Genomic DNA, 22,627 nt, shown 5'->3' with positions numbered 1-22,627 from the left:
GGCTTTCCTCCGGGCGCTTCCCTTCGGTGTTTCTTTTTGTTCTTCGTTCTTGCGTTTCCGACTCTATCAGACTCTTTCGTGTCCGATTTCCTCGGTGCCTTTCCGGTTCCCGCTCCGGCCTTGCGGCTTTCGCGTTTCCCTTTCCGGCGGTTCCGACTCTATCAGATCCTTTCGGGCCTGACTCCCAGTCAGAGTGGGTTGTCTTTGCGGCTGTTGGGCCGTTCCGACGAGTGAGACTTTAGCGGAATCTCGGCTCCCGACCTAATCGGGAGCGTCCTTTCGAACGCCGATTCCTCATTTCGCAAATACGCATGAAAACAAACCGAAGGCGAGAGCCGGAAGGGCGCACGACGACGATCGCTTGAATGGTTCCTGCGGAATGGCTGCCCGGGGACCGACCAGCGAGTGGTCGACGCTCACGTCGGGCAACTCGGAGAACACTACGTAGGCGCCCTCGGAGTGTCAACTCCGGACAGCGGGCCTCCGTCGGGTCTACTCTGGAGGGCGTGACTACACGTGCGTACGCCCAACTGTGGTGGGCCGCCTGAGGGCGGCCGTACATACGCATGTACTCAACGGCCGCCGCCTCGGCGGCCGTTCTTGTTTCTCCCCCCGGAGGACCTGGAGCCCGGCGGCCGGGCCGGCGGTCCTGACCAGGAGGCGGAGAGATGACGAGGATCTTCAGCGGGGTCAAGCCGACGGGGCACCTGACCCTGGGCAACTACCTGGGAGCCGTCCGGCAGTGGGCCGAGGTCGACCAGTACCGGGCCGACTCCCTGTTCAGCATCGTGGACCTGCACGCGTTGACGGTCGAGCACGATCCGGGGCGGGTGCGGCGGCTCAGTAGGCAGGCCGCCACGCTGCTGCTCGCGTCCGGGATCGATCCCGAGCGGGCCACCGTCTTCGTCCAGAGCCATGTGGACGAGCACGCCCGCCTCTCGTATCTGCTGGAGTGCGTCGCGACGGACGGCGAGATGCGGCGGATGATCCAGTACAAGGAGAAGTCCGTGCTGGAGCGGGCCCGGGGCGGGAGCGTGCGGCTGTCGCTGCTCACCTATCCCGTGCTGATGGCGGCGGACATCCTCGCGTACGACGCGGACGAGGTGCCGGTCGGTGACGACCAGACCCAGCACGTCGAGCTGACGCGGGACCTCGCGGTGCGGTTCAACCAGCGGTACGGACAGACGTTCGTCGTCCCGCGGGCCACCCCGCCCAAGGTGGCGGCACGGGTCATGGATCTGCAGGACCCCACGTCCAAGATGGGCAAGTCCCATGACGCCGGCGCCGGGATCGTCTACCTGCTCGACGAGCCGGAGGTGATCCGCAAGAAGATCCTGCGGGCCGTCACGGACAGCGGGAGCGAGGTCGAGTTCGACCGGGAGTCGAAGCCGGGGGTCTCCAACCTGCTCGAGATCCTCGCGGCTTGCCAGGGTGGGAACCCGGAAGCCCTGAGCGGTGCGTACGACTCGTACGGCGCACTGAAGAAGGACACCGCCGAGGCCGTGGTGGAACTGCTCAGGCCCGTACAGCAGCGGCACAAGGAGCTGGTGGCGGACCCCGCGTACCTGGAGAAGGTGTTGCGGCGGGGAGCTGAGCGGGCCACGTCCATGGCCAAGCCGACGGTGGACGGCGCCTATCGGGCGATCGGGCTGTTGCCGCCGGTGAGCGAGGCGCGGTAGGCGCGTGGGCCGGCGGCGAGGCGCGATGCGAAGTGCCGGCGCATCGTGACCTCGCCGCCGCCCCGCGCCGGAGGCTCAGGCGTTGGTGCCGGAGGCGAGCTCGCGGCTGCGGTCGCGGGCCGCCTCAAGGGCGGCGATGAGTGCGGCACGCACCCCGTGGTTCTCCAGTTCGCGGATGGCGTTGATCGTCGTGCCCGCGGGAGAGGTGACGTTCTCGCGGAGCTTCACCGGGTGCTCGCCGCTGTCGCGAAGCATGACGGACGCGCCGATCGCCGCCTGGACGATCAGGTCGTGCGCCTTGTCGCGGGGCAGGCCGAGCAGGATGCCGGCGTCGGTCATCGCCTCGACGAGGAAGTAGAAGTACGCGGGGCCGGAGCCGGAGAGGGCCGTGCAGGCGTCCTGCTGGGTCTCGGGGACGCGGAGCGTCTTGCCGACCGCGCCGAAGATCGCTTCGGCGTGGGCCAGCGCGTCGCCGGACGCGTGGCTGCCCGCGGAGATGACGGACATGCCCTCGTCGACGAGGACGGGGGTGTTGGGCATGACGCGGACGACGGGCGTGCGCGCGGGGAGGTGTTCCTCGATGAAGGCGGTGGTGATGCCGGCGGCGGCGCTGATGACCAGGCGGTCGGGGGTGACGTGCGGGGCGAGTTCGTCGAGGAGCTTGGCCATGTCCTGCGGCTTGCAGGCGAGGATCAGGGTGTCGGCCCGCTCGGCGGCTTCGGCGTTGCTGACGGGGGTGACGCCGTAGCGGGTGCGGAGTTCGTCGGCGCGTTCCTGGCGGCGGGTGGTGACCAGGAGGTCGGCGGCCGCCCAGCCGCCGCGGATCATGCCGCTGAGCAGGGCCTCACCGATCTTTCCGGTGCCGAGGACTGCGACTTTCTGGCGCGTGCTGCTGCTCATGAACGGTGGCCTCCGGGGTTGCGTCGTCCGGGGACCATCCTCGCATTGGGGTGCCGGGGGCAGCGGTGGTGTCCGGTGGGCGGAACACCGGCGTGTGGAGGGGCGCGGGGTGGCCGGAGGCAGGTCAGGCCGTGCGGCGGCGCAGGGTGGCGGCGCCGACGCCGAGGACGAGCAGGGCGCACGCGGCGACGATGACGACGTCGCGCAGGAAGTCGCCGGTGACGTCGGGGTGGCGGAGGACTTCGTTCATGCCGTCGACGGCGTACGACATGGGGAGGACGTCGGAGATGCCCTCCAGGACCGGCTGCATCTGGCCGCGCGGTGTGAAGAGGCCGCAGAGCAGGAGCTGGGGGAAGATCACGGCCGGCATGAACTGGACGGCCTGGAACTCGGAGGCGGCGAACGCCGAGACGAAGAGGCCGAGCGCGGTGCCGAGGAGGGCGTCGAGCAGGGCGATCAGGAGGAGGAGCCAGGCGGAGCCGGTGACGTCCAGGCCGAGGACCCACAGGGCGAGCCCCGTCGCGAGGGCCGACTGGACCACGGCCACGGCGCCGAAGGCGAGGGCGTACCCGGCGATGAGGTCGCCCTTGCCGAGGGGGAGGGCGAGAAGGCGTTCGAGGGTGCCGGAGGTGCGTTCGCGGAGGGTGGCGATCGAGGTCACCAGGAACATCGTGATGAGGGGGAAGATCCCGAGGAGCGAGGCGCCGATGGAGTCGAAGGTCTGGGGGCTGCCGTCGAACACGTAGCGCAGGAGGAGCAGCATCACGCAGGGGACGAGGAGCATCAGCGCGATGGAGCGCACGTCGTGGCGGAGCTGGCGCAGGACTCGGGCGGCGGTGGCGAAGGTGCGGTAGGCGTTCATCGGGGGCTCCTGGGCGCGGCCGGGGTATCGGTGCCGGTGTCCTCGGTGGTGCCGGGATCCGTGGCGTTGTCCGCCGCGTCGACGAGGTGGAGGAACGCCGCCTCGACCGTGTCGGTGCGGGTGCGGGTGCGCAGGGCGGCGGGGGTGTCGTCGGCGAGGAGTTCGCCCTCGCGCAGGAGGAGGAGACGGTGGCAGCGTTCCGCCTCGTCCATGACGTGGGAGGAGACGAGGAGGGTGGCGCCGCGGTCGGCGAGGGCGTGGAAGAGGTTCCAGAGGTCGCGGCGGAGGACGGGGTCGAGGCCGACGGTGGGTTCGTCGAGCACGAGGAGTTCGGGGGTGCCGAGGAGCGCGACCGCGAGGGAGACGCGGCTGCGCTGGCCGCCGGAGAGGTTGCCCGCGAGGGAGTCGGCGTGCGGGGTGAGGTCGACGTCGTCGAGGACGCGGCCGACCTGGTCGTGGCGGCGTGCGGCGGCGGCGCCGCGGCCCGGGTCGAGGACGGCGGCGAAGTAGTCGAGGTTCTGGCGGACGGTCAGGTCGTCGTAGACGGACGGGTCCTGGGTCACGTAGCCGATGCGGGAGCGGAGGGTGGGGGATCCGGCGGGGTGGCCGAGGACGTCCAGGGTGCCGGTGACCTTGGCCTGCGTGCCGACGACCGCGCGCATGAGGGTGGACTTGCCGCAGCCCGACGGGCCGAGGAGGCCGGTGACCTGGCCACGCGGGACGGTGAAGTCGAGGCCGCGCAGGACGGTGCGGGTGCCTCGGACGGCGGTCAGGGCCTCGGCGCGGACGGCGGGGGCCTCGGCCTGGGCGAGGGCGGGGGCCTCGGCCTGGTCGGCTGTCGGGCTTCGCTTGTTCGCTTTATTCATCACATGATGAATAGTCCTCCCGGGGGCAGGCCCGGTCAAGCCGGGTCACGGGGAACACAGGGGCTACGGCTTGAGCGCTACCAGGAGGTCCACGACGTAGCTCTCCTCGACCACCCCGTCCGGGAAGACCTTGAGCAGCTCGGTGCGCTCGGCGGTGAGGAAGGCGGCCGCGCGTTCCTCACCGAGGACCAGGAAGGCCGAGTGCGTGCCGAGGTTGGCGAGGTGGGCGTCGACCGGGATCCGGCGGCTCCAGCGGAGGTGGGCGCGGCGGAAGTCGAGCTCGGTCGTGAGGTCGGCCGTGTGGGTGGCCGGGTGGCCGGCCTCGTCGCCTCGGCCCAGGAAGCGGGCCGTGCGGGCGTCCTGTTCGCCGAGCCAGGCCGTCTCGTGGTCCGTCTTGTTCCACCACAGGGCGAGCGCGCCGCCGGGGCGCAGGACGCGCAGGGCTTCGGGCACGGAGCGTTCCTGGTCCGTCCAGTGCCAGGCCTGGGCGTAGGTGAGGAAGTCGGCGGAGGCGTCGGCGAGTGGGAGGGCGTTGCCGTCGCCGCGTACGAGGGGGACGTGCGGCAGGGTGCGGCGGAACTGTTCCGCCATGCCGTCGCCGGGTTCGACCGCGACGACGCGGGCGCCTCGTGCGGTCAGCAGGGCGGTGGCGATACCGGTGCCTGCACCGACGTCGACGACGCGCGCGTCCGCGAGGGTGCGGCCCGCCAGGCGTTCGACGGCGTCGAGGAGGGCGGGCGGATAGGAGGGGCGGTACGCGGCGTACCGGGCGGCGGCTGCGTCGAAGGAGCGGGCGCGGGAGGCGGTGGACGTCATCCCGACATCGTCGCGCGGGGCGGGGCGGGCGGGCCAGCACCGTACGGGGGCCCGGAACCGCGAAGAGGCCCGACCCTTACGGGGGCCGGAGCCGCGAAGAGGCCCGACCCTTACGGGGGCCGGAGCCCGGACGGGAGTCGGAGTCCTGTCCTCAGTTCTTGCGCTTCTTCTTGCGTGACGGGTTGCCCGTTCGCCGGGCCGTGCGCTTCTCGTACTGTTCGCGTGCCTCCGCGTACTCCTCGCGGTGCAGCCGCTCGCCCGGGGCCTCCTTCAGGGAGCGGAAGAAGTACGCGAAGAGGCTGCCGATGAAGCCGATCGTCATCAGACCGCGCGTCGAGGCCTGCGACGCCGCGTCGTGGCGGCGGGAGAAGCCGTCCCAGGTGCGGCGGAAGGCGATGGCGCTGCAGACCGCGAACATCACGACGACGAGCAGGTTCACGAATTGCCCCACCTCCGCGATGGCGAGGCCCTCGTAGGCGAAGCGCAGCACGAAGCAGCCGGCGACCGCCGCGGCCAGCGAGCCGACGGCGGCACCCGCGCGGCGTGCGCCGTAACCGCCGTCGTGGTCCACCCAGGTCGTCCCGAAGAAGCGGATGGGCTCGGGCCGCGGGCCGGGGGCGGTGGCGGTGGCAGGGCCGGGGGCGACGGGAACGTCCGCCGTGCCGGTGGACGGGCCCTGAGGCGCGTCTGGAGTGCCTGGGGTACCTCGGGTTCCCTGGATTCCCTGGGTGCCCTGGGTGCCTTGGGTGCCGGATTCATCGCTCACCGTTTGATTATCGCCTGCCGCGCGCAAGGCGACCGGAGAGCGGGAGAGCTCCCACCGCGCCCACGCACGCCCCGCCACGCCCTTTTCGTCCCCCGCCTTGCCAGGGCACACCGCCCGGCAGCTAGTTTGGGCAGCGTCATGCATGACGGCATGGAGGCATGACGGCATGAATACGTGAGGGCTCAGGGCCTACGGCACACAGGGTGCGACGCAGGACAGAGCCACGTAAACCGCGTAACCGGGAGCACGGGGGAGGTCGGTGGGCATGACGCTCCGTGGCGGCGACCCGGAGGAGATCGGCGGCTACCCGCTCGAGGCGCGCCTCGGTTCGGGCGGCATGGGCACGGTGTTCCTGGCGCGTACGGCGTCCGGGCGCCCCGTCGCGATCAAGCTGATCCACCGGCAGTTCGCGGACGACGAGGAGTTCCGGATCCGCTTCCGGCAGGAGGTGGCGGCGGCCCGCCGGGTCAGCGGCGCCTTCACCGCGGCCGTGATCGACGCCGATCCCGAGGCCGAGCACCCGTGGATGGCGACGACCTTCATCGAGGGGCACACCCTCGCCCAGCACATCGCCAAGAAGGGCCCCATCGGCGGCCCCGCGCTGCGCACCCTGGCCATCGGTCTGACGGAGGCGTTGCGCGACATCCACCGCGCCGGGGTCGTCCACCGGGACCTCAAGCCGTCCAACGTGGTCCTCTCCCCCGAGGGCCCGCGGGTCATCGACTTCGGGATCTCGCGCGCGACGGACCAGCAGACGCTGACGATGACGGGCCGGGTGATCGGCACGCCGCCGTTCATGTCGCCCGAGCAGTTGCAGGCGCCGCGCGGGGTCGGACCGCGCTCCGACGTGTTCTCGCTGGGCACGCTGCTGGTGTACGCGGCGACGGGGCAGGGTCCCTTCGACGCGGACAGCCCGTACATGACGGCCTATCAAGTGGTGCACGAGCCGCCGTCGTTGGGCTCGGTACCCGACACGCTGCGCGCGGTGGTCGAGCCGTGCCTCGACAAGGATCCCGAGGCGCGCCCCTCCGCGGACGAACTCCTCGTACGGCTGCGGGACCTGCCCGCCGACCTGGGCGGCGCGACGGGCCCCGCCGACGGGCCGCGGCGCAGCACCCGCGAGACCGACACCCAGCACCACCTGGCGACGGACGACCACACGCCGGTGCCGGGTCCGGCCGCCCCCTCCCGGACAACCCCGACCCCGGCCACCACTCCCAGCTCCGGATCCGAGACCTCCGGATCCGAGACCTCCGGATCCGACACCCCCGCATCCGGCACCCCCCACTCCTCCGGCACCCCCGAATCCGGCACGCTCCTCGGCCGTCGGCTGCGCCGCCGCTGGCGTCCCGTGCTCGCCGCCGCCGTGGCCGTGGCCGCGATCGGTGGCGGGGTCGCGCTGGTGCGGGCCGTCGGGTCCGACGGGAACGGCGGTACGGAGGCCAAGAGCCCCGACATCGCGGCGGCCGGGGCGCGGCTGCCCGGCGGGTTCCGGCCGTGGCACAAGACCGTGCCGGGCGGACGCGAGGACATCCCGGACGAGCTGCGCTGCGTCGCGCGCGACGACGCGCTGTTCTGCGGGGGCGGCGGGGTCGTCGCGACCCGGCTGCGGCTCTCCGACGGCTCCCGCGTCTGGTCGGAGAAGAGCCCCGGCGTCCCGGTGCAGGGCATGCACCTGGTGGGCATGACCGGCGACACCGTGCTCGGCTACCGCTTCGCGGCCGAGGGCGAGCCGGGCGACCCGCCCACCGAGGTCGTCGCCCTCGACGCCGACAAGGGCAAGGAGTTGTGGTCGGTGCCGTCCGGCGCGCAGTCGGCGGCCGTGACGGGCGGCCGTACGCGGGACGCCGCGGTGGTCGGCTCCACGGTCGTGACGGTCGACGCGTCGAACACCCGCTTCGAGGCCCGGCGGGCGCACTCCGGCGACGTGCGCTGGAAGCAGCCGTTCCCGGCGGGGAAGGAGTGCGCCCCGGTGCCGGCCGGCGGCACCCTGCTGTACGCGATGTGCGCGCCCCGCTCCGAGGTCGAGGCCGGCATGGTGCGCCACCCCACCCTGCACGTCGTCGACATGAAGTCGGGGGCGCTCGGGAAGACCATCTCGCTCCAGGGCCCCGTCCAGCCGGTCGGCACCACCGGTGACAGCCTCGTCCTGCTGCACACCCGGCGGAAGGGCTGGGAGACGTTCGGATACGACGGGGTCACGCGGGTGGACCGGAAGTCGCACGAGGTGACGTACTCGCGGCTGTCGAAGGTGTACTACGGGACGCCCGGCCTCGCGAACAACACCGTCGTCGTGAGCGGGCAGACCGGCGTCGTCACCGCCTTCGACCCGGCCACCGGCTGGAAGAAGTGGGACCGGCAGACCGGCGTCGAGGGCCTGTCGGGCCCGGTGGGCGGGGACGCCGGAGGTGACGGCGCCCTGTACCTCAGCTCGGCCAGCGGCCGGGTCGTCACGCTCTCCACTCGCAAGGGTGAGGTGCTCGCGACCACGGACCCGCGCGCCGAGGGCCTGGCGGGCGAGCAGAACGCAAGCCCGCGCGCGACCGTCGCCGGTGGTGTGGTGGTGGTGACGGCCGCCAAGAACACGGTGTTCGCCTACGACGCGGCGAAGCCGCCGCAGTCGGGCTGAGCGGCCGTACTCAGGCCGCCCCCGCCCCCGGATCTCAGCAGCGCGGCGCCACGTACCCGCTGCTGCCCGTACGGACGTACGTGTCCGAGATGTACCGGCCGCTGCCGATGCGGTCCCAGATCTTCGAGGTGCCGGTCGGACCCGTGACCGTCTCGCCGGGCCGCTGGCAGGAGATGGTGACGCGGGCGCCGGCGCGCAGGCTGCCGACCTTGCCGTACGAGGTGCCGGGTCCGGAGCGGACGTTGACGTCCGCGACGATCGGGTAGCTCCGGGCGGTCAGGGCCTCGACGGTCTCCGCCACGGCGGCCACGTCGACCACGGCGGCCACATCGACCACCGCGGCCGCATCGGCGGCACCCGTCCCGGCCGGCTCCTCGACGACTTCTGGTGTGATGACGTTCTCGCTCACAGTGCTCTCCCCCGTACGTAGAGAACGGCACGTAAAGAACGGCGCGGGCGCGCCCTCGGCGTGTGTTCCACACCAAGGACGCGCCCGCGCCCCAAAAGGTTTCGAGCCCCGGCCGGCGGCTCAGCCGAGTCGCGACACGTCCCGCACCGCGCCCTTGTCGGCGCTCGTGGCCATCGCCGCGTACGCGCGCAGGGCGGCGGAGACCTTCCGCTCGCGGGACTTCGGCGCGTACACCCCGCCGAGCGCCGCGCGGCGGGCGGCCAGCTCCTCCTCGGGGACGAGGAGTTCGATGGTGCGCCCGGGGATGTCGATGCGGATCCGGTCGCCGTCCTCGACGAGCGCGATCGTGCCGCCGGAGGCCGCCTCGGGCGAGGCGTGGCCGATCGACAGGCCCGACGTGCCGCCGGAGAAGCGGCCGTCGGTGACCAGCGCGCAGGCCTTGCCGAGGCCGCGGCCCTTCAGGTACGAGGTGGGGTAGAGCATCTCCTGCATGCCGGGGCCGCCCTTGGGGCCCTCGTAGCGGATGACGACGACGTCGCCCTCCTTCACCTGCTGGGTGAGGATCTTCTGGACGGCTTCCTCCTGCGACTCGCAGACGACGGCCGGGCCCTCGAAGGTCCAGATGGACTCGTCGACGCCGGCGGTCTTCACGACGCAGCCGTCCTCGGCCAGATTGCCCTTGAGGACCGCGAGGCCGCCGTCCGCGGAGTAGGCGTGGGCGACGTCGCGGATGCAGCCGTGCGCCGCGTCCGTGTCGAGGGTGTCCCAGCGCTTGGACTGCGAGAAGGCGGTGGCGGAGCGCTCGCAGCCGGGGCCCGCGTACCAGAGGTCGGTGGCCTCCTCACTGGCGCTGCCGCTGCGCACGTCCCAGGTGTCGAGCCACTCCTTGATGGAGGGCGAGTGCACGGTGTGGACGTCCTCGTTCAGCAGGCCGCCGCGGTACAGCTCGCCGAGGATCGCGGGGATGCCGCCGGCGCGGTGCACGTCCTCCATGTAGTACGTCTTCGAGCCCGCGACGTTCGGCGCGACCTTGGCCAGGCACGGGACGCGGCGCGAGACGGCGTTGATGTGGTCGAGGTTGTAGTCGACCTCGGCCTCCTGGGCGGCGGCCAGCAGGTGCAGGATCGTGTTCGTGGAGCCGCCCATGGCGATGTCGAGCGCCATGGCGTTCTCGAACGCGGCGTGGGTGGCGATGTTGCGCGGCAGGACCGAGGCGTCGTCCTCGCCGTAGTAGCGCTTGGTCAGCTCGACGACGGTCTCGCCGGCGCGCTCGTACAGCGCCTTGCGGGCGGTGTGGGTGGCGAGGACCGAGCCGTTGCCCGGCAGGGAGAGGCCGATGGCCTCGGTGAGGCAGTTCATCGAGTTGGCGGTGAACATGCCGGAACACGAGCCGCAGGTCGGGCAGGCGTTCTCCTCGATGCGGAGGATGTCCTCGTCGGAGATCTTGTCGTTGACCGCCTCCGACATGGCGTCGACCAGGTCGAGCGTGCGGACCGAGCCGTCGACCAGGGTGGCGCGGCCGGACTCCATCGGGCCGCCGGAGACGAAGACCGTCGGGATGTTGAGGCGCAGGGCGGCCATCAGCATGCCGGGGGTGATCTTGTCGCAGTTGGAGATGCAGATCAGGGCGTCGGCACAGTGCGCCTCCACCATGTACTCCACGGAGTCCGCGATCAGGTCGCGGGAGGGCAGCGAGTACAGCATCCCGCCGTGGCCCATCGCGATGCCGTCGTCCACGGCGATCGTGTTGAACTCGCGGGGGATGCCGCCGGCCGCGCTGATCGCGTCGGAGACGATGCGGCCGACCGGCTGCAGGTGGGTGTGGCCGGGCACGAACTCCGTGAAGGAGTTGGCCACGGCGATGATCGGCTTCCGCCCGATGTCGGCCCCGGGTACACCGGAGGCGCGCATAAGGGCGCGAGCGCCCGCCATGTTGCGGCCGTGGGTGACGGTGCGGGACCTGAGCTCGGGCATTGTCGCTCGCTCCTTCGGTGGGCCCCGGGCGGGGCCTTCGCGGCAGGGTATGACTTGCTGCCGAGCGTACGCCGCCGCTCCACGATCTGGACAGGCTGTCCGGATGCCGGGACGGGTGTCTCGCTGAGCGACCACCTCCGCCGGGACGGGCGCAGGGGCGGCCGCCGGCCGGGTGCCGGATCAGCCGTCGGCCAGGTGCCGGGTCAGGCGCCCGTCAGATGTCCCTGCACCACCGGAGCCACCCGCGCCACGAGCTGCTCCACGTCCGCCGACGCGAGCGGTTCGACCTTGATCACGTACCGCAGCATGGCGATGCCCACCAGCTGCGCGGCCGCGAGCTCGGCGCGCAGCTCCGCGTCCGGCAGGTCGAGGCGTCCGGCGACACGGGAGAGGAGCTGGGCGGCGACGAGGCGGCGGAAGACCGCGGCGGCCGTGTCGTTGTTCATCGCGGACCGCACGATGGCGAGCAGCGGGGCGCGGGTCGCGGGGTTCTCCCAGACACCGAGGATGAACCGGGTCAGCCGCTCGCCGACGCCGTCGAGGGGGCCCTCCTCGATCGCGGCGGGTGCCTCCAGGGCGGGCGCGAACGCGACGGTGACGGCCGCCTCGAAGACCTGTTCCTTCGTGCCGAAGTAGTGGTGCACGAGGGCCGGGTCGACGCCGGCGGCCTTGGCGATGCCGCGCACGGACGTCTTCTCGTAGCCGCGTTCGGAGAACTCCTCGCGGGCCGCGCCGAGGATCCGGTCGCGGGTCGCGGGCCCGGTCTCGGACTGCGTACGGGAGGGGCGGCCCCGGCGGCGCGGGGCGGGCGCCTGCGACGGTCCGCCGCGCGCGGGCCCGCCGCGGGTCATGAGCGGGGCACCCGCACGGCCGACGCCAGGTGCAGCCGCGTGTAGGCGAGCGCCTCGGCGAGGTCGGCCTCACGTTCGGCGCTGGACATCGCGCGCCGGGTGTTGACCTCGATGACGACGTGCCCGTCGAAGCCGGTCGTCGCCAGGCGCTCCAGGAGCTCGGCGCACGGCTGGGTGCCGCGGCCGGGGACCAGGTGCTCGTCCTTGGCGGAGCCCTTGCCGTCGGCGAGGTGGACGTGGCCGAGCCGGTCGCCCATGCGGTCGATCATCTCCATCGCGTCCGTGCGGGCGGTCGCGGTGTGCGAGAGGTCGACGGTGAAGTGGCGGTAGTCGTCCTTGGTGACGTCCCAGTCGGGGGCGTAGGCGAGCATCTCGCGGTCGCGGTAGCGCCAGGGGTACATGTTCTCGACGGCGAACCGCACGTCCGTCTCGTCGGCCATCCGCCAGATCCCGTCGACGAAGTCGCGCGCGTACTGCCGCTGCCAGCGGAACGGCGGGTGCACGACCACGGTCGAGGCGTCCAGCTTCTCGGCGGCGGCCTTCGCGCGCTGCAGCTTGACCCACGGGTCGGTGGACCAGACGCGCTGGGTGATCAGGAGGCAGGGCGCGTGGACGGCCAGGATGGGGATCCGGTGGTAGTCGCTGAGCCGGCGCAGGGCCTCGACGTCCTGGCTGACCGGGTCGGTCCAGACCATGACCTCGACGCCGTCGTAGCCGAGGCGCGCGGCGATCTCGAAGGCCGTCGCCGTCGACTCCGGATAGACCGAGGCCGTGGACAGGGCGACCTTCGCATCCGGGATGCGCACCACTGGTTCTGCCACGAAGGACAGCGTACGGGCCGCGTCCGGACGCCGGGGAGGTGGCCTCCCGCCGCCCTGGTCGGGGACGGTTCCGGACCGGCCGGGGGCCGTTCCGTTCCGCTCGGGGACGGCTCCGCCGCTTCGGTCCCGGCTCACGACGCGGGGAGGTGGTCGAGCCTGCGCAGGATCACGCCCTCGCGCAGCGCCCACGGGCAGATCTCCACCGTCTCGACCCCGAAGAGGTCCATCGCGCCCTCCGCGACGAGCGCCCCCGCGAGCAGCTGTCCGGCCCGGCCCTCGGAGACGCCGGGCAGCTCCGCGCGCTCCGCCGTGGTCATGGCGGCGAGCCGCGGCACCCAGTCCTCCAGGGACTTCCGCTTCAGCTCGCGCTGTACGTAGAGGCCCTCCGCCGAGCGCGCGGCGCCCGCGAGCCGCGCGAGCTGCTTGAACGTCTTCGACGTCGCCACGATGTGGTCGGGGGCACCGAGGCGGCTGAACTCCCCCACCGTACGGGCGATCTGGGCCCGCACATGGCGCCGCAGCGCCTTCACGTCGGACGGGTCCGGCGGGTCGGTGCCCAGCCAGGCGGCGGTGAGGCGTCCCGCGCCGAGCGGCAGGCTGGCCGCCGCGTCCGGCTTCTCGTCCAGGCCGTACGCGATCTCCAGGGAGCCGCCGCCGATGTCGAGGACGAGCAGCTTGCCCGCGGACCAGCCGAACCAGCGCCGGGCGGCGAGGAAGGTCAGCCGGGCCTCCTCCTCGCCGGACAGGACCTGCAGGTCGACGCCGGTCTCCTCCTTGACGCGCCCGAGCACCGCGTCGGCGTTGGTCGCCTCGCGCACGGCGGAGGTGGCGAACGGCAGCACCTCTTCCACGCCCTTGTCCTCGGCGGCCTCCATCGCCTCGCGGACGACGGTCACCAGACGGTCCACGCCGTCGGGGCCGATCGCCCCGGCGGCGTCGAGGAGTTGGGCCAGGCGCAGGTCGGCCTTGTGCGAGTGCGCGGGCAGCGGACGCGCACCGGGGTGGGCGTCGACCACGAGCAGATGCACCGTGTTCGACCCCACGTCGAGGACACCGAGTCTCATGTACGGAACGCTACGCCGCGCGGCGTGATCGTCTGGCCCCGGGCGGTCGGCCGCACGCATACCCTGGAGATGTGCCAAAGACGAAAAAGGCGAAGACCGACAAATCGAAGTCGGGGAAGTCGTCGACCAAGCAGGCCGCGTCGGAGAAGCCGACGAAGCAGGGAAAGCCACAGAAGGCGGAGAAGCCGGGCAAGTCGGGAACACCGGCCAAGCTGCCCAAGCAGGGCAAGTCCGGGGCTCCGGAGCCGGACGAGAAGGGGCTCGACTTCGCCCGTGCCTGGGTGGAGTTCCCCGATCCGGCGGACGACGAGCAGGTCTTCCGCTGCGATCTGACATGGCTGACCTCTCGCTGGAACTGCATCTTCGGGAGCGGCTGCCAGGGCATCCAGGCGGGCCGCGCCGACGACGGCTGCTGCACCCTGGGCGCCCACTTCTCGGACGAGGACGACGAGAAGCGCGTGGCCGGGTACGTGGAGCGGCTGACCCCCGACATCTGGCAGCACCACGACGTGGGCCGGGAGACCGGCTGGGTCTCCACGGACGAGGACGGCGACCGCCAGACCCGTCCGTACAAGGGGTCGTGCATCTTCCAGAACCGCCCCGGATTCGCAGGCGGCGCGGGCTGCTCGCTGCACATCCTGGCGCTCAAGGAGGGCCGCGAGCCGCTGGAGACGAAGCCGGACGTCTGCTGGCAGCTGCCGGTGCGGCGGACGTACGAGTGGATCGACCGGCCCGACGACACGCGCGTCCTGCAGGTGTCGATCGGTGAGTACGACCGGCGGGGCTGGGGTCCCGGCGGCCACGACCTGCACTGGTGGTGCACGTCGGCGACGTCGGCGCACGGCGCGGGCGATCCGGTCTACGTCTCCTACCGCCCCGAGCTGATCGAGCTGATGGGCAAGGAGGGGTACGACCGGCTGGTGGAGCTGTGCGAGGAGCGTCTCGCCGCCCAGCTGCCGATGCTCGCCCCGCATCCGGCGGACCCGACGACGGCGGTGCGTTAGGTCAGCTCGGGCTCGGGTCCCCGCTGCCTCCGGGCGGCGGGGTCGAGTCGCCGGGGCCCGGATCCGACGGAGTGGGCGTCGGGTCGGTGGGCGTCGGGGTCGGGTCGGGGTCGGAGGGCCCCGGGTCGGACGGGCCGGGATCCGAGGGGCCCGGGTCGGACGGGTGGGGGTGCGAGGGGCCCGGATCGGTGGGTCTGGGCGTCGGCCGGGGGCCCGGATGGTGCGGCGGCCGCCCGCCCCCGTGCCCGTCGATCGAGATGACCGCCCCCGAGGGGGCGACGGCGACCCGCGCGTGCCAGCGCCCGGCGGGCTCGCGGGAGTGGTCCACGTACACCTGGAGGGTGATGGACTCCCCCGGCGCGAGCGTCCCTGTCGAGCGGCTCAGATAGAGCCAGTACGCGCCCTCGCTCGCCGACCAGTGCACCGGTGCGCCGCCGGACGCCGTCAGCGTGATGAGGGTGGTGTCGCCGCTCGGCCGGGCCGCGACGGTCAGGCGCCCCGGGCCGGTCGAGGAGTGCGAGGGCGAGCCGCCGCTGATGACCTCCACGGAGACGTCGGGCGAGTGGCTGCCGGCGGTGAAGCGCGGCTCGGGGCCCTTGCGGGCGTTGCCGGCGTTCTCGTAGTCGTCCCGCGCGTGGTCACTGCCGCCCGGGCCGTCCTCGCTCGCGGTGACCGAACGGCCGTCGTGGCCCTCGCCGGTGAGCGGCGCGCCCCGGTAGGCGGACCAGAGGGCGAGCACCGGGGCGGCCACCACGGTGGCGACCACCGTGGTGGTGACGGCCCGCGCGCGCAGCCGGTCGCGGCGGGCCGCGTGGTCCTTGGGGTCCATCGGGAAGCCGCGCCGGTCGTAGCGCGGAACGCCGCCCCGCGCGCGTGGGGCGTGCGCCATCGCCAGGTGCAGGGCGGCGCGGGGCGCCTCGACGAGGGGGAGCGCGGCCGGGCTGACGGCGGTGCCCGGCCAGGCGCTGGAACCGGCGCGCTCCGCGGTGCGGCGGCAGTGCGGGCAGTCGTCGACGTGCCGGACGAGCTCACGGCGCAGCGCCGTGCCGAGCAGCAGCTGGTTGTCGCCGGTGAGGCGGGCCACGATGGGGCAGCTGCCGGTCTCCACGACGGCGAGGGCGGCGCGGGTGCGCTCGACCTCGCAGGCGGCGGAGGCGAGCAGGCCGCGCGCCTTGGTGAGGTCCATGCCGAGGACGGCGGCGACCTCGGCCGGGGTGAGCTGGTGCCGCACGGCCAGTTCGAGGGCCTCGCGCTGCTCGGGGGTGGTGCCGGCGGCCTCCGGCCAGGCGAGCTGCGCGAGTTCGCGGCGCCGCTGCCGTTCCGTTTCTTCGGATGCCGGGGGGTGGGGGGTGGGGGTGCCGGTGTTGTCGGCGGTCTTGGGGGCGCCGGCGCTCTTGGCGTCGTTACCGAAGCCGCCCTGGGCGTGCCGGCCCTCCCGGGTGCGCTTGGCCTCGGCCAGTCGGCGCAGGCAGACCCAGCGGGCGAGGGCGTAGAGCCAGGCCTTGAGGTCCTTGGCGGCCTCGGGGCCGCGGGTGCCGCGGCGCTCGGCGAGGTGGAGCACGTCCCCCAGCGCCGCGGTCGCCGCGTCGTGATCACAGAGCACGGAGAGGCAGTACGTGAACAGGCCGTCCAGATACGGCTCGTAGCGCGCGGGCGGCGCGGTCCGGGGCGCCGGGCGGGGCACCACGCGCTTGCGCGCGTCACGGTGCGCCCGGTGTGCGCCGGTTGCGTTCGTGGAAGTTTCCGGACTGCTGCTCATCACCCGTGCGAAGTTAGGCGGATGGTGCAGGCCCCTTCCTCTCTCTCGCTCTCTTTTAATCCTTACGGGTGAACAGATCCCTCAAAAGGGGACAGGAACTGCCGATTCCGTGGCCTGTGCTCCTACGCGGGGCGAGCGCGGGCCGGGTTGTCAGTGGGCTCGGTTACGGTTTCGAGCATGGCTGCCCGTACGAAATCCACCAAGGACCGTCCGTCCTACCGCTGCACCGAATGCGGTTGGCAGACGGCCAAGTGGCTCGGCCGCTGCCCCGAGTGCCAGGCCTGGGGGACGGTCGAGGAGTACGGCGCGCCCGCGGTCCGCACCACCGCCCCCGGCCGGGTCACCTCGTCCGCCGTGCCGATCGGCGAGGTCGACGGCCGCCAGGCCACCGCGCGTACGACCTCCGTGCCCGAGCTCGACCGGGTGCTCGGCGGCGGCCTCGTGCCCGGCGCCGTCGTGCTCCTCGCGGGCGAGCCGGGCGTCGGCAAGTCCACCCTGCTCCTGGACGTCGCGGCCAAGGCGGCCAGCGAGACGCACCGGACGCTCTATGTGACCGGCGAGGAGTCGGCGAGCCAGGTCCGGCTGCGCGCCGACCGCATCGGCGCCATCGACGACCACCTGTATCTCGCGGCGGAGACCGATCTGTCCGCCGTCCTCGGGCACTTGGACGCGGTCAAGCCCTCCCTGCTGGTCCTCGACTCGGTCCAGACGGTCGCCTCGCCGGAGATCGACGGGGCGCCCGGCGGCATGGCGCAGGTCCGCGAGGTGGCCGGCGCGCTGATCCGCGCCTCCAAGGAGCGCGGCATGGCGACCCTCCTGGTCGGTCACGTCACCAAGGACGGCGCGATCGCGGGCCCCCGCCTCCTGGAGCACCTCGTCGATGTGGTGCTCCAGTTCGAGGGCGACCGGCACGCGCGCCTGCGCCTGGTGCGCGGCGTCAAGAACCGGTACGGGACGACGGACGAGGTCGGCTGCTTCGAGCTGCACGACGAGGGCATCACCGGACTCGCCGACCCCAGCGGCCTCTTCCTCACCCGCCGCGCCGAGCCCGTCCCCGGCACCTGTCTGACCGTCACCCTGGAGGGCCGCCGCCCGCTGGTCGCCGAAGTCCAGGCGCTCACCGTGGACTCGCAGATCCCCAGCCCGCGCCGCACCACCTCGGGCCTGGAGACCTCCCGCGTCTCGATGATGCTCGCCGTCCTGGAGCAGCGCGGCAGGATCACGGCCCTCGGCAAGCGCGACATCTACAGCGCGACGGTCGGCGGCGTGAAACTGACCGAGCCCGCCGCCGACCTCGCCGTGGCCCTCGCGCTGGCCAGCGCGGCGAGCGACACCCCGCTGCCGAAGAATCTCGTGGCGATCGGTGAGGTGGGCCTGGCGGGCGAGGTCAGGCGGGTCACGGGCGTTCAGCGCAGACTGGCCGAGGCGCACCGCCTGGGCTTCACCCACGCGCTCGTACCGGCCGACCCCGGCAGGATCCCCGCCGGTATGAAGGTCATCGAAGTCGCCGACATGGGGGACGCCCTGCGTGTCCTTCCGAGGTCCCGTCGCCGAGAGGCCCCACGGGAGGAGGAAGAGCGCCGGTAGACTTTGCCCTGGTCTCGCCCATCCGTACGAAGCTCCGTACGCGGCACGGTGCCGGCAGAGGCTCGGACAACCTGCGACCGAGGGAGTGCAGTGGCAGCCAACGACCGGGGAGCGGTTCCCGGCAAGCCGGGTTCAAGTTCCGGCGCCGATGTGCTGATGCGCGCCTCTCTGAGCGCCGTCGCACCCGGCCAGGCACTCCGCGACGGCCTTGAGCGCATCCTCCGCGGCAACACCGGCGGTCTGATCGTCCTCGGCTGGGACAAGACCGTCGAGTCGATGTGCACGGGCGGCTTCATCCTGGACGTGGAGTTCACGGCGACGCGCCTGCGCGAGCTGTGCAAGCTCGACGGCGGCATCGTCCTGGACAAGGACATCACCAAGATCCTGCGGGCCGGCGTGCAGCTGGTGCCGGACCCGACGATCCCCACGGAGGAGACCGGCACGCGGCACCGCACGGCGGACCGCGTGAGCAAGCAGGTCGGCTTCCCGGTCGTCTCGGTCTCCCAGTCGATGCGGCTGATCGCGCTGTACGTGGACGGACAGCGCCGCGTCCTGGAGGACTCGGCGGCGATCCTCTCCCGCGCCAACCAGGCCCTGGCCACCCTGGAGCGGTACAAGCTCCGCCTCGACGAGGTCGCCGGCACGCTCTCCGCCCTGGAGATCGAGGACTTGGTGACGGTGCGGGACGTCACGGCGGTGGCGCAGCGCCTGGAGATGGTGCGCCGTATCGCGACGGAAATCGCCGAGTACGTGGTGGAGCTCGGCACGGACGGGCGGCTTCTCGCCCTCCAGCTGGACGAGTTGATCGCGGGCGTCGAGCCCGAGCGCGAGCTGGTCGTCAGGGACTACGTGCCGGAGCCGACGGCCAAGCGGTCGCGCACGGTCGACGAGGCGCTCGCGGAGCTGGACTCCCTCTCGCACGCGGAGCTCCTCGAACTCCCCACCGTGGCGCGTGCGCTGGGCTACACGGGCTCGCCCGAGGCGCTGGACTCCGCGGTGTCGCCGCGGGGCTTCCGTCTCCTGGCCAAGGTCCCCCGGCTCCCCGGCGCGATCATCGACCGCCTGGTGGAGCACTTCGGCGGCCTGCAGAAGCTGCTCGCCGCCAGCGTGGACGATCTCCAGACGGTGGACGGCGTGGGTGAGGCGCGGGCGCGGAGCGTGCGGGAGGGGCTTTCGCGGTTGGCGGAGTCCTCGATTCTGGAGCGGTACGTCTAGCCTTCGGCGTGCTGGTGTGGGGTCCGGGTCGTCCTACCTGGGCGGGTGCCTGCGACGGCTGGGCCGGTGCCTTTTGATGGTTGCCGGGGCCGCCCGGGGTTTTGCTGAGTGTGGCGGTTCCGGGACAGCAGTAAAGGGCGCTCCTGCGTCGCGTCGGCTTCGCCGATTCCGCTGCGCTCCACCCTTGACTGCTGCCCCTCCACCGCACGTAGACCTTGACCCGGACGGCCAGGGGTGGGGCGACGGAAAACCTCGGTCGGGTCATCCCCTTGCGTCGCCGGGTGCGGACCGGCCCAACGTCCGCCGACCTCAGCGTCGAGGTGCTGCCGGGGGCGGGAGGGGGCTGACCGGCACCTACTTCGGGAAAGTTGCGAATGAGTCCGCCGCGCGCCCCCCTTGAACTCCCAACGCGCCCCGCCCGAGTTCCGGAGAAGGGGATTCTTCCGGCAGCGCTCGGGGTGTGCAGGGGGCGCGCGGCCTCTCGCTTCGCAACTTTCCCGAAGTAGGTACCAGGGAGGCCAGTTCCACCCGGCCCGAGGCAGCCAGCCCCCGGCCCCGACAGCACCTCGACCCTGACGCGCGCTCGCGATGGGCCGGTCCGCACCCGGCGACGCAAGGGGATGGCCCGAGCGGCGGACCGGAAGTGGCCCCACCTGGACGGTGGGGGCGGCATACGTTGAGACGGGCCGCACCCGGCGACGCGAGGGGAGGACCCGACGGAGGTTCCCCGTCGCCCCACCCCTGGCCGTCCGGGTCGAAGGTCAGGTCGCGGTGGAGGGACGGCAGTCAAGGGTGGCCCGCAGGGCCATCGGCGAAGCCGACGCGCAGCGCCCTTTACTGCTGTCCCGGAACCGCCACGCTCGGCAGAACCCCGGGCGGCCCCGGGAACCATCAACGCGCCCGGCCCACCAACGTCCCCGGCAGACCCCGCCCCGTCTCGCCCCGCCCGCTCTCCAGGGGTCAGTCCTTTTCGAGGACGAAGGACGTTCGCGCCGTCCCCAGCCCCGGCGCCTTCGCCTCGACCAGATACGTCCCCGGCCCGGCCGACGCCGGCGAAGGCGTGGCGCACTCCGGCGCGCTGGCCCGCCGGTCCCACCGCACCTCGTGCGTGATCCGGCTCTCGCCCGGCACCCGCAGCAGCAGGCTGCCGTTGCCGGACGGGCAGTCGGCCGAGGACCAGAACTTCTCGTCGCCGTCGGCCTGAGTGATCGTCAGGACCGTTCCCTTGCCGCCGAGATCGACCTTGCAGGCCTTGCCCGCGCTGTTCTCGGCGATCAGCTCGAACTTCGGCTTCTCGTCGATCGCGTACCGGTTCTCGACACTGCGTACGGTCAACTTCACGGCGCCGCTGGTGCAGTTGGGCAGCCGCGACCCGGCCGGCAGCCGGTCGGCCGAACCACCGCCGCCGCCACCGCCCTTGCCGTCGTCGTCGCCACCGGAACCGCCGGAGCCCGAACCCTCCGAGCCCCCGGAGCCCCCGGAACCGCCCGAGCCGCCAGAGCCGCCCGAACCGCCGGAGCCGCCCGAACCGGAGTCGGAGCCTTCGCTCGAATCGTCCCGCCCGCCCGGGTGTTGACTGATCGCGGGCCCGGACCCGGTGGGTCCGGGAGTGATGGACGTGGCGGGTCCGTTGCCGCCCGGCCCGTCGGCGTTGTTCTTGCCGCCGCCGCCACCGGAGGTGACGACCCAGACGACAAGGAGCGCCAGCAGGCCGAGTACGGACAGCAGAACGGCCCTCCGACGCCAGTAGATGGTGGAGGGAAGCGGCCCGACCGGATTGCGCAGAGATCCCACGCCCAAACCTTACGAGAGATCCGCTCCTTCTCCCGCCCCACCCGCCGCCTTGAGCAACAAAGTTTGCGGATCATCATCCTGGAACCGGTCCGTGCCGCCCCGAACCGTCCTCCACCCCTGTCCGTCGTCAGGGGCTGTGACCGGACGAACGCCAGGGGTGACGATTGGGCCCCACTCCGTACCGTCCGCAATCATGGACACCATGAGCGACGACCTCTACCGCGACATCACCGACTTCGCCCACGACACACCGTCGTGGTTCCAGCACCTCGCGGAGGTGTGGACGGAGCTCGGCCTGCTGCTCTTCGGCGTGCTCTTCATCGTCGCCTGGTGGCGGGCCCGGCGCGGGGAGCCCCGCGCCCTGGCGATCGCGGTGCTCGCTCCGCTGACCACGGCGGTGGCGTACGTGTGCAGCGAGGTGGTCAAGTCCGCGATCGACGAGGAACGCCCCTGCCGGGCCGTGACCGGCGCGCTGAACCCCCTTGTCCAGTGCCCGCCGCACGGCGACTGGTCCTTCCCCAGCAACCACTCGACGATCGCGGGCGCCGCGGCCGTCGGCCTCGCGCTCGCCTGGCCGCGCATCGCGGCGCTCACGGTGCCGATGGCCGTGCTCATGGCCTTCTCGCGGGTCTTCGTCGGCGTGCACTACCCGCACGACGTGGCGGTGGGCCTGGTCTTCGGTGCGGTGATCGTCTTCGTCCTCGTACGGGTCCTGACGCGTCCCGTGGCGCGGATCACTCTGGCCATGCGGGGATCGTCGACCGGGGTCGTGAAGTGGTTCGCGGGTCCGGGCCCGCGGCGCGCCGCGGTGTCCGCCAACGCCTCCACCTCCGCTCCTTACGCGGCGCAGGGGCAGGCGCAGGTGCCGCCTCGTGGTGCGCCCTACGAGGCGCAAGACCCCGCCGCGTACGACCCCGCGGCGTACGACGCGCCGACCATGAGCTTCCGGCGCGACGACGTGCCCCGGCACTGAGCCGGCCGCGGCCGGTCAGGCTCCGTCCGGGACGAGCCCCGCTTCGTACGCGACGATCGCCGCCTGGACGCGGTTCCTGACCCCCAGCCGGTCGAGGACCGCGCTCACATATGCCTTGACCGTGCCTTCCACCAGGTGCAGCCGGGCGGCGATCTCCGGGTTCGACAGGCCCGCCCCGACCAGGCCGAGCACCTCGCGCTCGCGCGGGGTGAGCGCCTCGACGCGGGCGCGGGCGGTGGCGCCCCGGCCGAGGCGCCGGGCGCCGACGCCGTCGATGACGTGCCGGGCGACCCGGGGCGAGAGGAACGCGGCGCCGCCCGCCACCGCCCGTACGCCCGCGATGAGTTCGTGCGGGTCGCCGGACTTCAGCAGGAAGCCGGTGGCCCCGCCGCTCAGGGCCCGCGCGATGTAGGCGTCCTCGGAGAAAGTGGTCAGCATCGCGACACCGGTGCCGGGCAGCGTACGGACGATCTCCTCGCCGGCGGCGAGGCCGTCCAGGCGGGGCATGCGGATGTCGAGCAGGGCCACGTCGGGCCGGTGGGCCTGCGCGAGCGCCACCGCCTCGCGACCGTCGCCGGCCTCCGCGACGACCTCGATGCCGCGGCCCGCGGCGAGGATGGCGCGCACGCCGGCCCGGATCATGGCCTCGTCATCGGCG

19 protein-coding genes are annotated in these 22,627 nt (G+C 72.6%); 6 read left to right on the top strand and 13 right to left on the bottom strand.

The genetic code is table 11. The features are described from left to right. The first annotated feature begins 668 nt into the window (after window positions 1–668). Window positions 669–1,679: a tryptophan--tRNA ligase gene (gene trpS, locus ACZ6B8_RS16005; protein ID WP_471607552.1), complete on the top strand. Its 1,011-nt coding sequence runs from the start codon at window positions 669–671 to the stop codon at window positions 1,677–1,679. 75 nt (window positions 1,680–1,754) lie between these two features. On the opposite strand, the gene proC is transcribed toward trpS, so the two are convergent. From proC to ACZ6B8_RS15980, 5 genes are all read right to left on the bottom strand, one after another. Further along, complete coding sequence (proC, locus tag ACZ6B8_RS16000) at window positions 1,755–2,579, bottom strand: pyrroline-5-carboxylate reductase (protein ID WP_471607551.1); 825 nt, start codon at window positions 2,577–2,579, stop codon at window positions 1,755–1,757. A gap of 124 nt (window positions 2,580–2,703) precedes the next feature. Beyond that, entirely contained in the window at window positions 2,704–3,441 is a 738-nt protein-coding gene (locus ACZ6B8_RS15995; protein ID WP_471607550.1) for an ABC transporter permease, read from the bottom strand. After that, window positions 3,438–4,307 (bottom strand): ABC transporter ATP-binding protein, encoded by an 870-nt coding sequence (locus ACZ6B8_RS15990; RefSeq protein ID WP_471607549.1) that lies wholly within the window; start codon window positions 4,305–4,307, stop codon window positions 3,438–3,440. The genes ACZ6B8_RS15995 and ACZ6B8_RS15990 overlap by 4 nt, the downstream gene beginning before the upstream one ends. 63 nt (window positions 4,308–4,370) lie before the next feature. Further along, window positions 4,371–5,123, bottom strand: coding sequence for a class I SAM-dependent methyltransferase (locus ACZ6B8_RS15985; RefSeq protein ID WP_471607548.1), 753 nt, complete (start codon window positions 5,121–5,123; stop codon window positions 4,371–4,373). A gap of 151 nt (window positions 5,124–5,274) precedes the next feature. After that, window positions 5,275–5,844 (bottom strand): EamA/RhaT family transporter, encoded by a 570-nt coding sequence (locus ACZ6B8_RS15980; RefSeq protein ID WP_471607569.1) that lies wholly within the window; start codon window positions 5,842–5,844, stop codon window positions 5,275–5,277. Window positions 5,845–6,154: 310 nt separating this feature from the next. Between ACZ6B8_RS15980 and ACZ6B8_RS15975 the strand changes: the two genes are divergently transcribed. After that, the gene (locus ACZ6B8_RS15975) at window positions 6,155–8,518 is read left to right on the top strand and encodes a protein kinase domain-containing protein (RefSeq protein ID WP_471607547.1); all 2,364 of its coding nucleotides are present in this window, start codon (window positions 6,155–6,157) and stop codon (window positions 8,516–8,518) included. A gap of 34 nt (window positions 8,519–8,552) precedes the next feature. Here the strand turns inward: ACZ6B8_RS15975 and ACZ6B8_RS15970 are convergent, their stop codons facing one another. The 5 genes from ACZ6B8_RS15970 to ACZ6B8_RS15950 form a co-directional block, all read right to left on the bottom strand. Beyond that, complete coding sequence (locus ACZ6B8_RS15970) at window positions 8,553–8,927, bottom strand: SH3 domain-containing protein (protein WP_471087650.1); 375 nt, start codon at window positions 8,925–8,927, stop codon at window positions 8,553–8,555. Window positions 8,928–9,047: 120 nt separating this feature from the next. Then, a complete protein-coding gene (ilvD, locus tag ACZ6B8_RS15965) occupies window positions 9,048–10,901 on the bottom strand; it encodes a dihydroxy-acid dehydratase (RefSeq protein ID WP_471087647.1) in 1,854 nt (617 codons plus the stop codon). A 203-nt stretch (window positions 10,902–11,104) separates the two neighbouring features. After that, a complete protein-coding gene (locus ACZ6B8_RS15960) occupies window positions 11,105–11,752 on the bottom strand; it encodes a TetR/AcrR family transcriptional regulator (RefSeq protein WP_471087644.1) in 648 nt (215 codons plus the stop codon). Then, window positions 11,749–12,573 carry a sugar phosphate isomerase/epimerase family protein gene (locus ACZ6B8_RS15955; protein WP_471087641.1) on the bottom strand — a complete coding sequence of 275 codons (825 nt, stop codon included), beginning with the start codon at window positions 12,571–12,573 and terminating at the stop codon, window positions 11,749–11,751. Before ACZ6B8_RS15955 ends, ACZ6B8_RS15960 begins: the two co-directional genes overlap by 4 nt. A 131-nt stretch (window positions 12,574–12,704) precedes the next feature. Further along, entirely contained in the window at window positions 12,705–13,637 is a 933-nt protein-coding gene (locus ACZ6B8_RS15950; protein ID WP_471087638.1) for a Ppx/GppA family phosphatase, read from the bottom strand. 71 nt (window positions 13,638–13,708) lie between these two features. On the opposite strand from ACZ6B8_RS15950, the gene ACZ6B8_RS15945 reads away from it, so the two are divergent. Beyond that, window positions 13,709–14,641 carry a DUF3109 family protein gene (locus tag ACZ6B8_RS15945; protein ID WP_471087635.1) on the top strand — a complete coding sequence of 311 codons (933 nt, stop codon included), beginning with the start codon at window positions 13,709–13,711 and terminating at the stop codon, window positions 14,639–14,641. Between the two features lies 1 nt (window position 14,642). Here ACZ6B8_RS15945 and ACZ6B8_RS15940 read toward each other — a convergent pair whose 3' ends face one another. Continuing rightward, window positions 14,643–16,400 (bottom strand): BACON domain-containing protein, encoded by a 1,758-nt coding sequence (locus ACZ6B8_RS15940; protein WP_471607546.1) that lies wholly within the window; start codon window positions 16,398–16,400, stop codon window positions 14,643–14,645. Between the two features lie 177 nt (window positions 16,401–16,577). Here ACZ6B8_RS15940 and radA point away from each other — a divergent pair, with 177 nt between their 5' ends. After that, window positions 16,578–17,987 (top strand): DNA repair protein RadA, encoded by a 1,410-nt coding sequence (gene radA, locus ACZ6B8_RS15935; RefSeq protein WP_471087629.1) that lies wholly within the window; start codon window positions 16,578–16,580, stop codon window positions 17,985–17,987. A 90-nt stretch (window positions 17,988–18,077) separates the two neighbouring features. Then, complete coding sequence (gene disA / locus ACZ6B8_RS15930) at window positions 18,078–19,202, top strand: DNA integrity scanning diadenylate cyclase DisA (RefSeq protein ID WP_471087627.1); 1,125 nt, start codon at window positions 18,078–18,080, stop codon at window positions 19,200–19,202. A 960-nt stretch (window positions 19,203–20,162) separates the two neighbouring features. Here disA and ACZ6B8_RS15925 read toward each other — a convergent pair. Further along, window positions 20,163–20,996, bottom strand: a complete 834-nt coding sequence (locus ACZ6B8_RS15925; protein WP_471607545.1) for a hypothetical protein — start codon at window positions 20,994–20,996, stop codon at window positions 20,163–20,165. Window positions 20,997–21,189: 193 nt separating this feature from the next. Between ACZ6B8_RS15925 and ACZ6B8_RS15920 the strand changes: the two genes are divergently transcribed. Continuing rightward, complete coding sequence (locus ACZ6B8_RS15920; RefSeq protein ID WP_471087621.1) at window positions 21,190–21,969, top strand: phosphatase PAP2 family protein; 780 nt, start codon at window positions 21,190–21,192, stop codon at window positions 21,967–21,969. A gap of 15 nt (window positions 21,970–21,984) precedes the next feature. On the opposite strand, the gene ACZ6B8_RS15915 is transcribed toward ACZ6B8_RS15920, so the two are convergent. After that, on the bottom strand, window positions 21,985–22,611 hold the full coding sequence (locus ACZ6B8_RS15915) for a response regulator (RefSeq protein ID WP_471087709.1): 627 nt from the start codon (window positions 22,609–22,611) through the stop codon (window positions 21,985–21,987). Window positions 22,612–22,627 lie beyond the last annotated feature (16 nt).

Source organism: Streptomyces sp. NPDC041122 (genome assembly GCF_055592445.1).
Note: the sequence above shows the minus strand (reverse complement) of the source record. Positions and strands in the feature narration are given on the sequence as shown.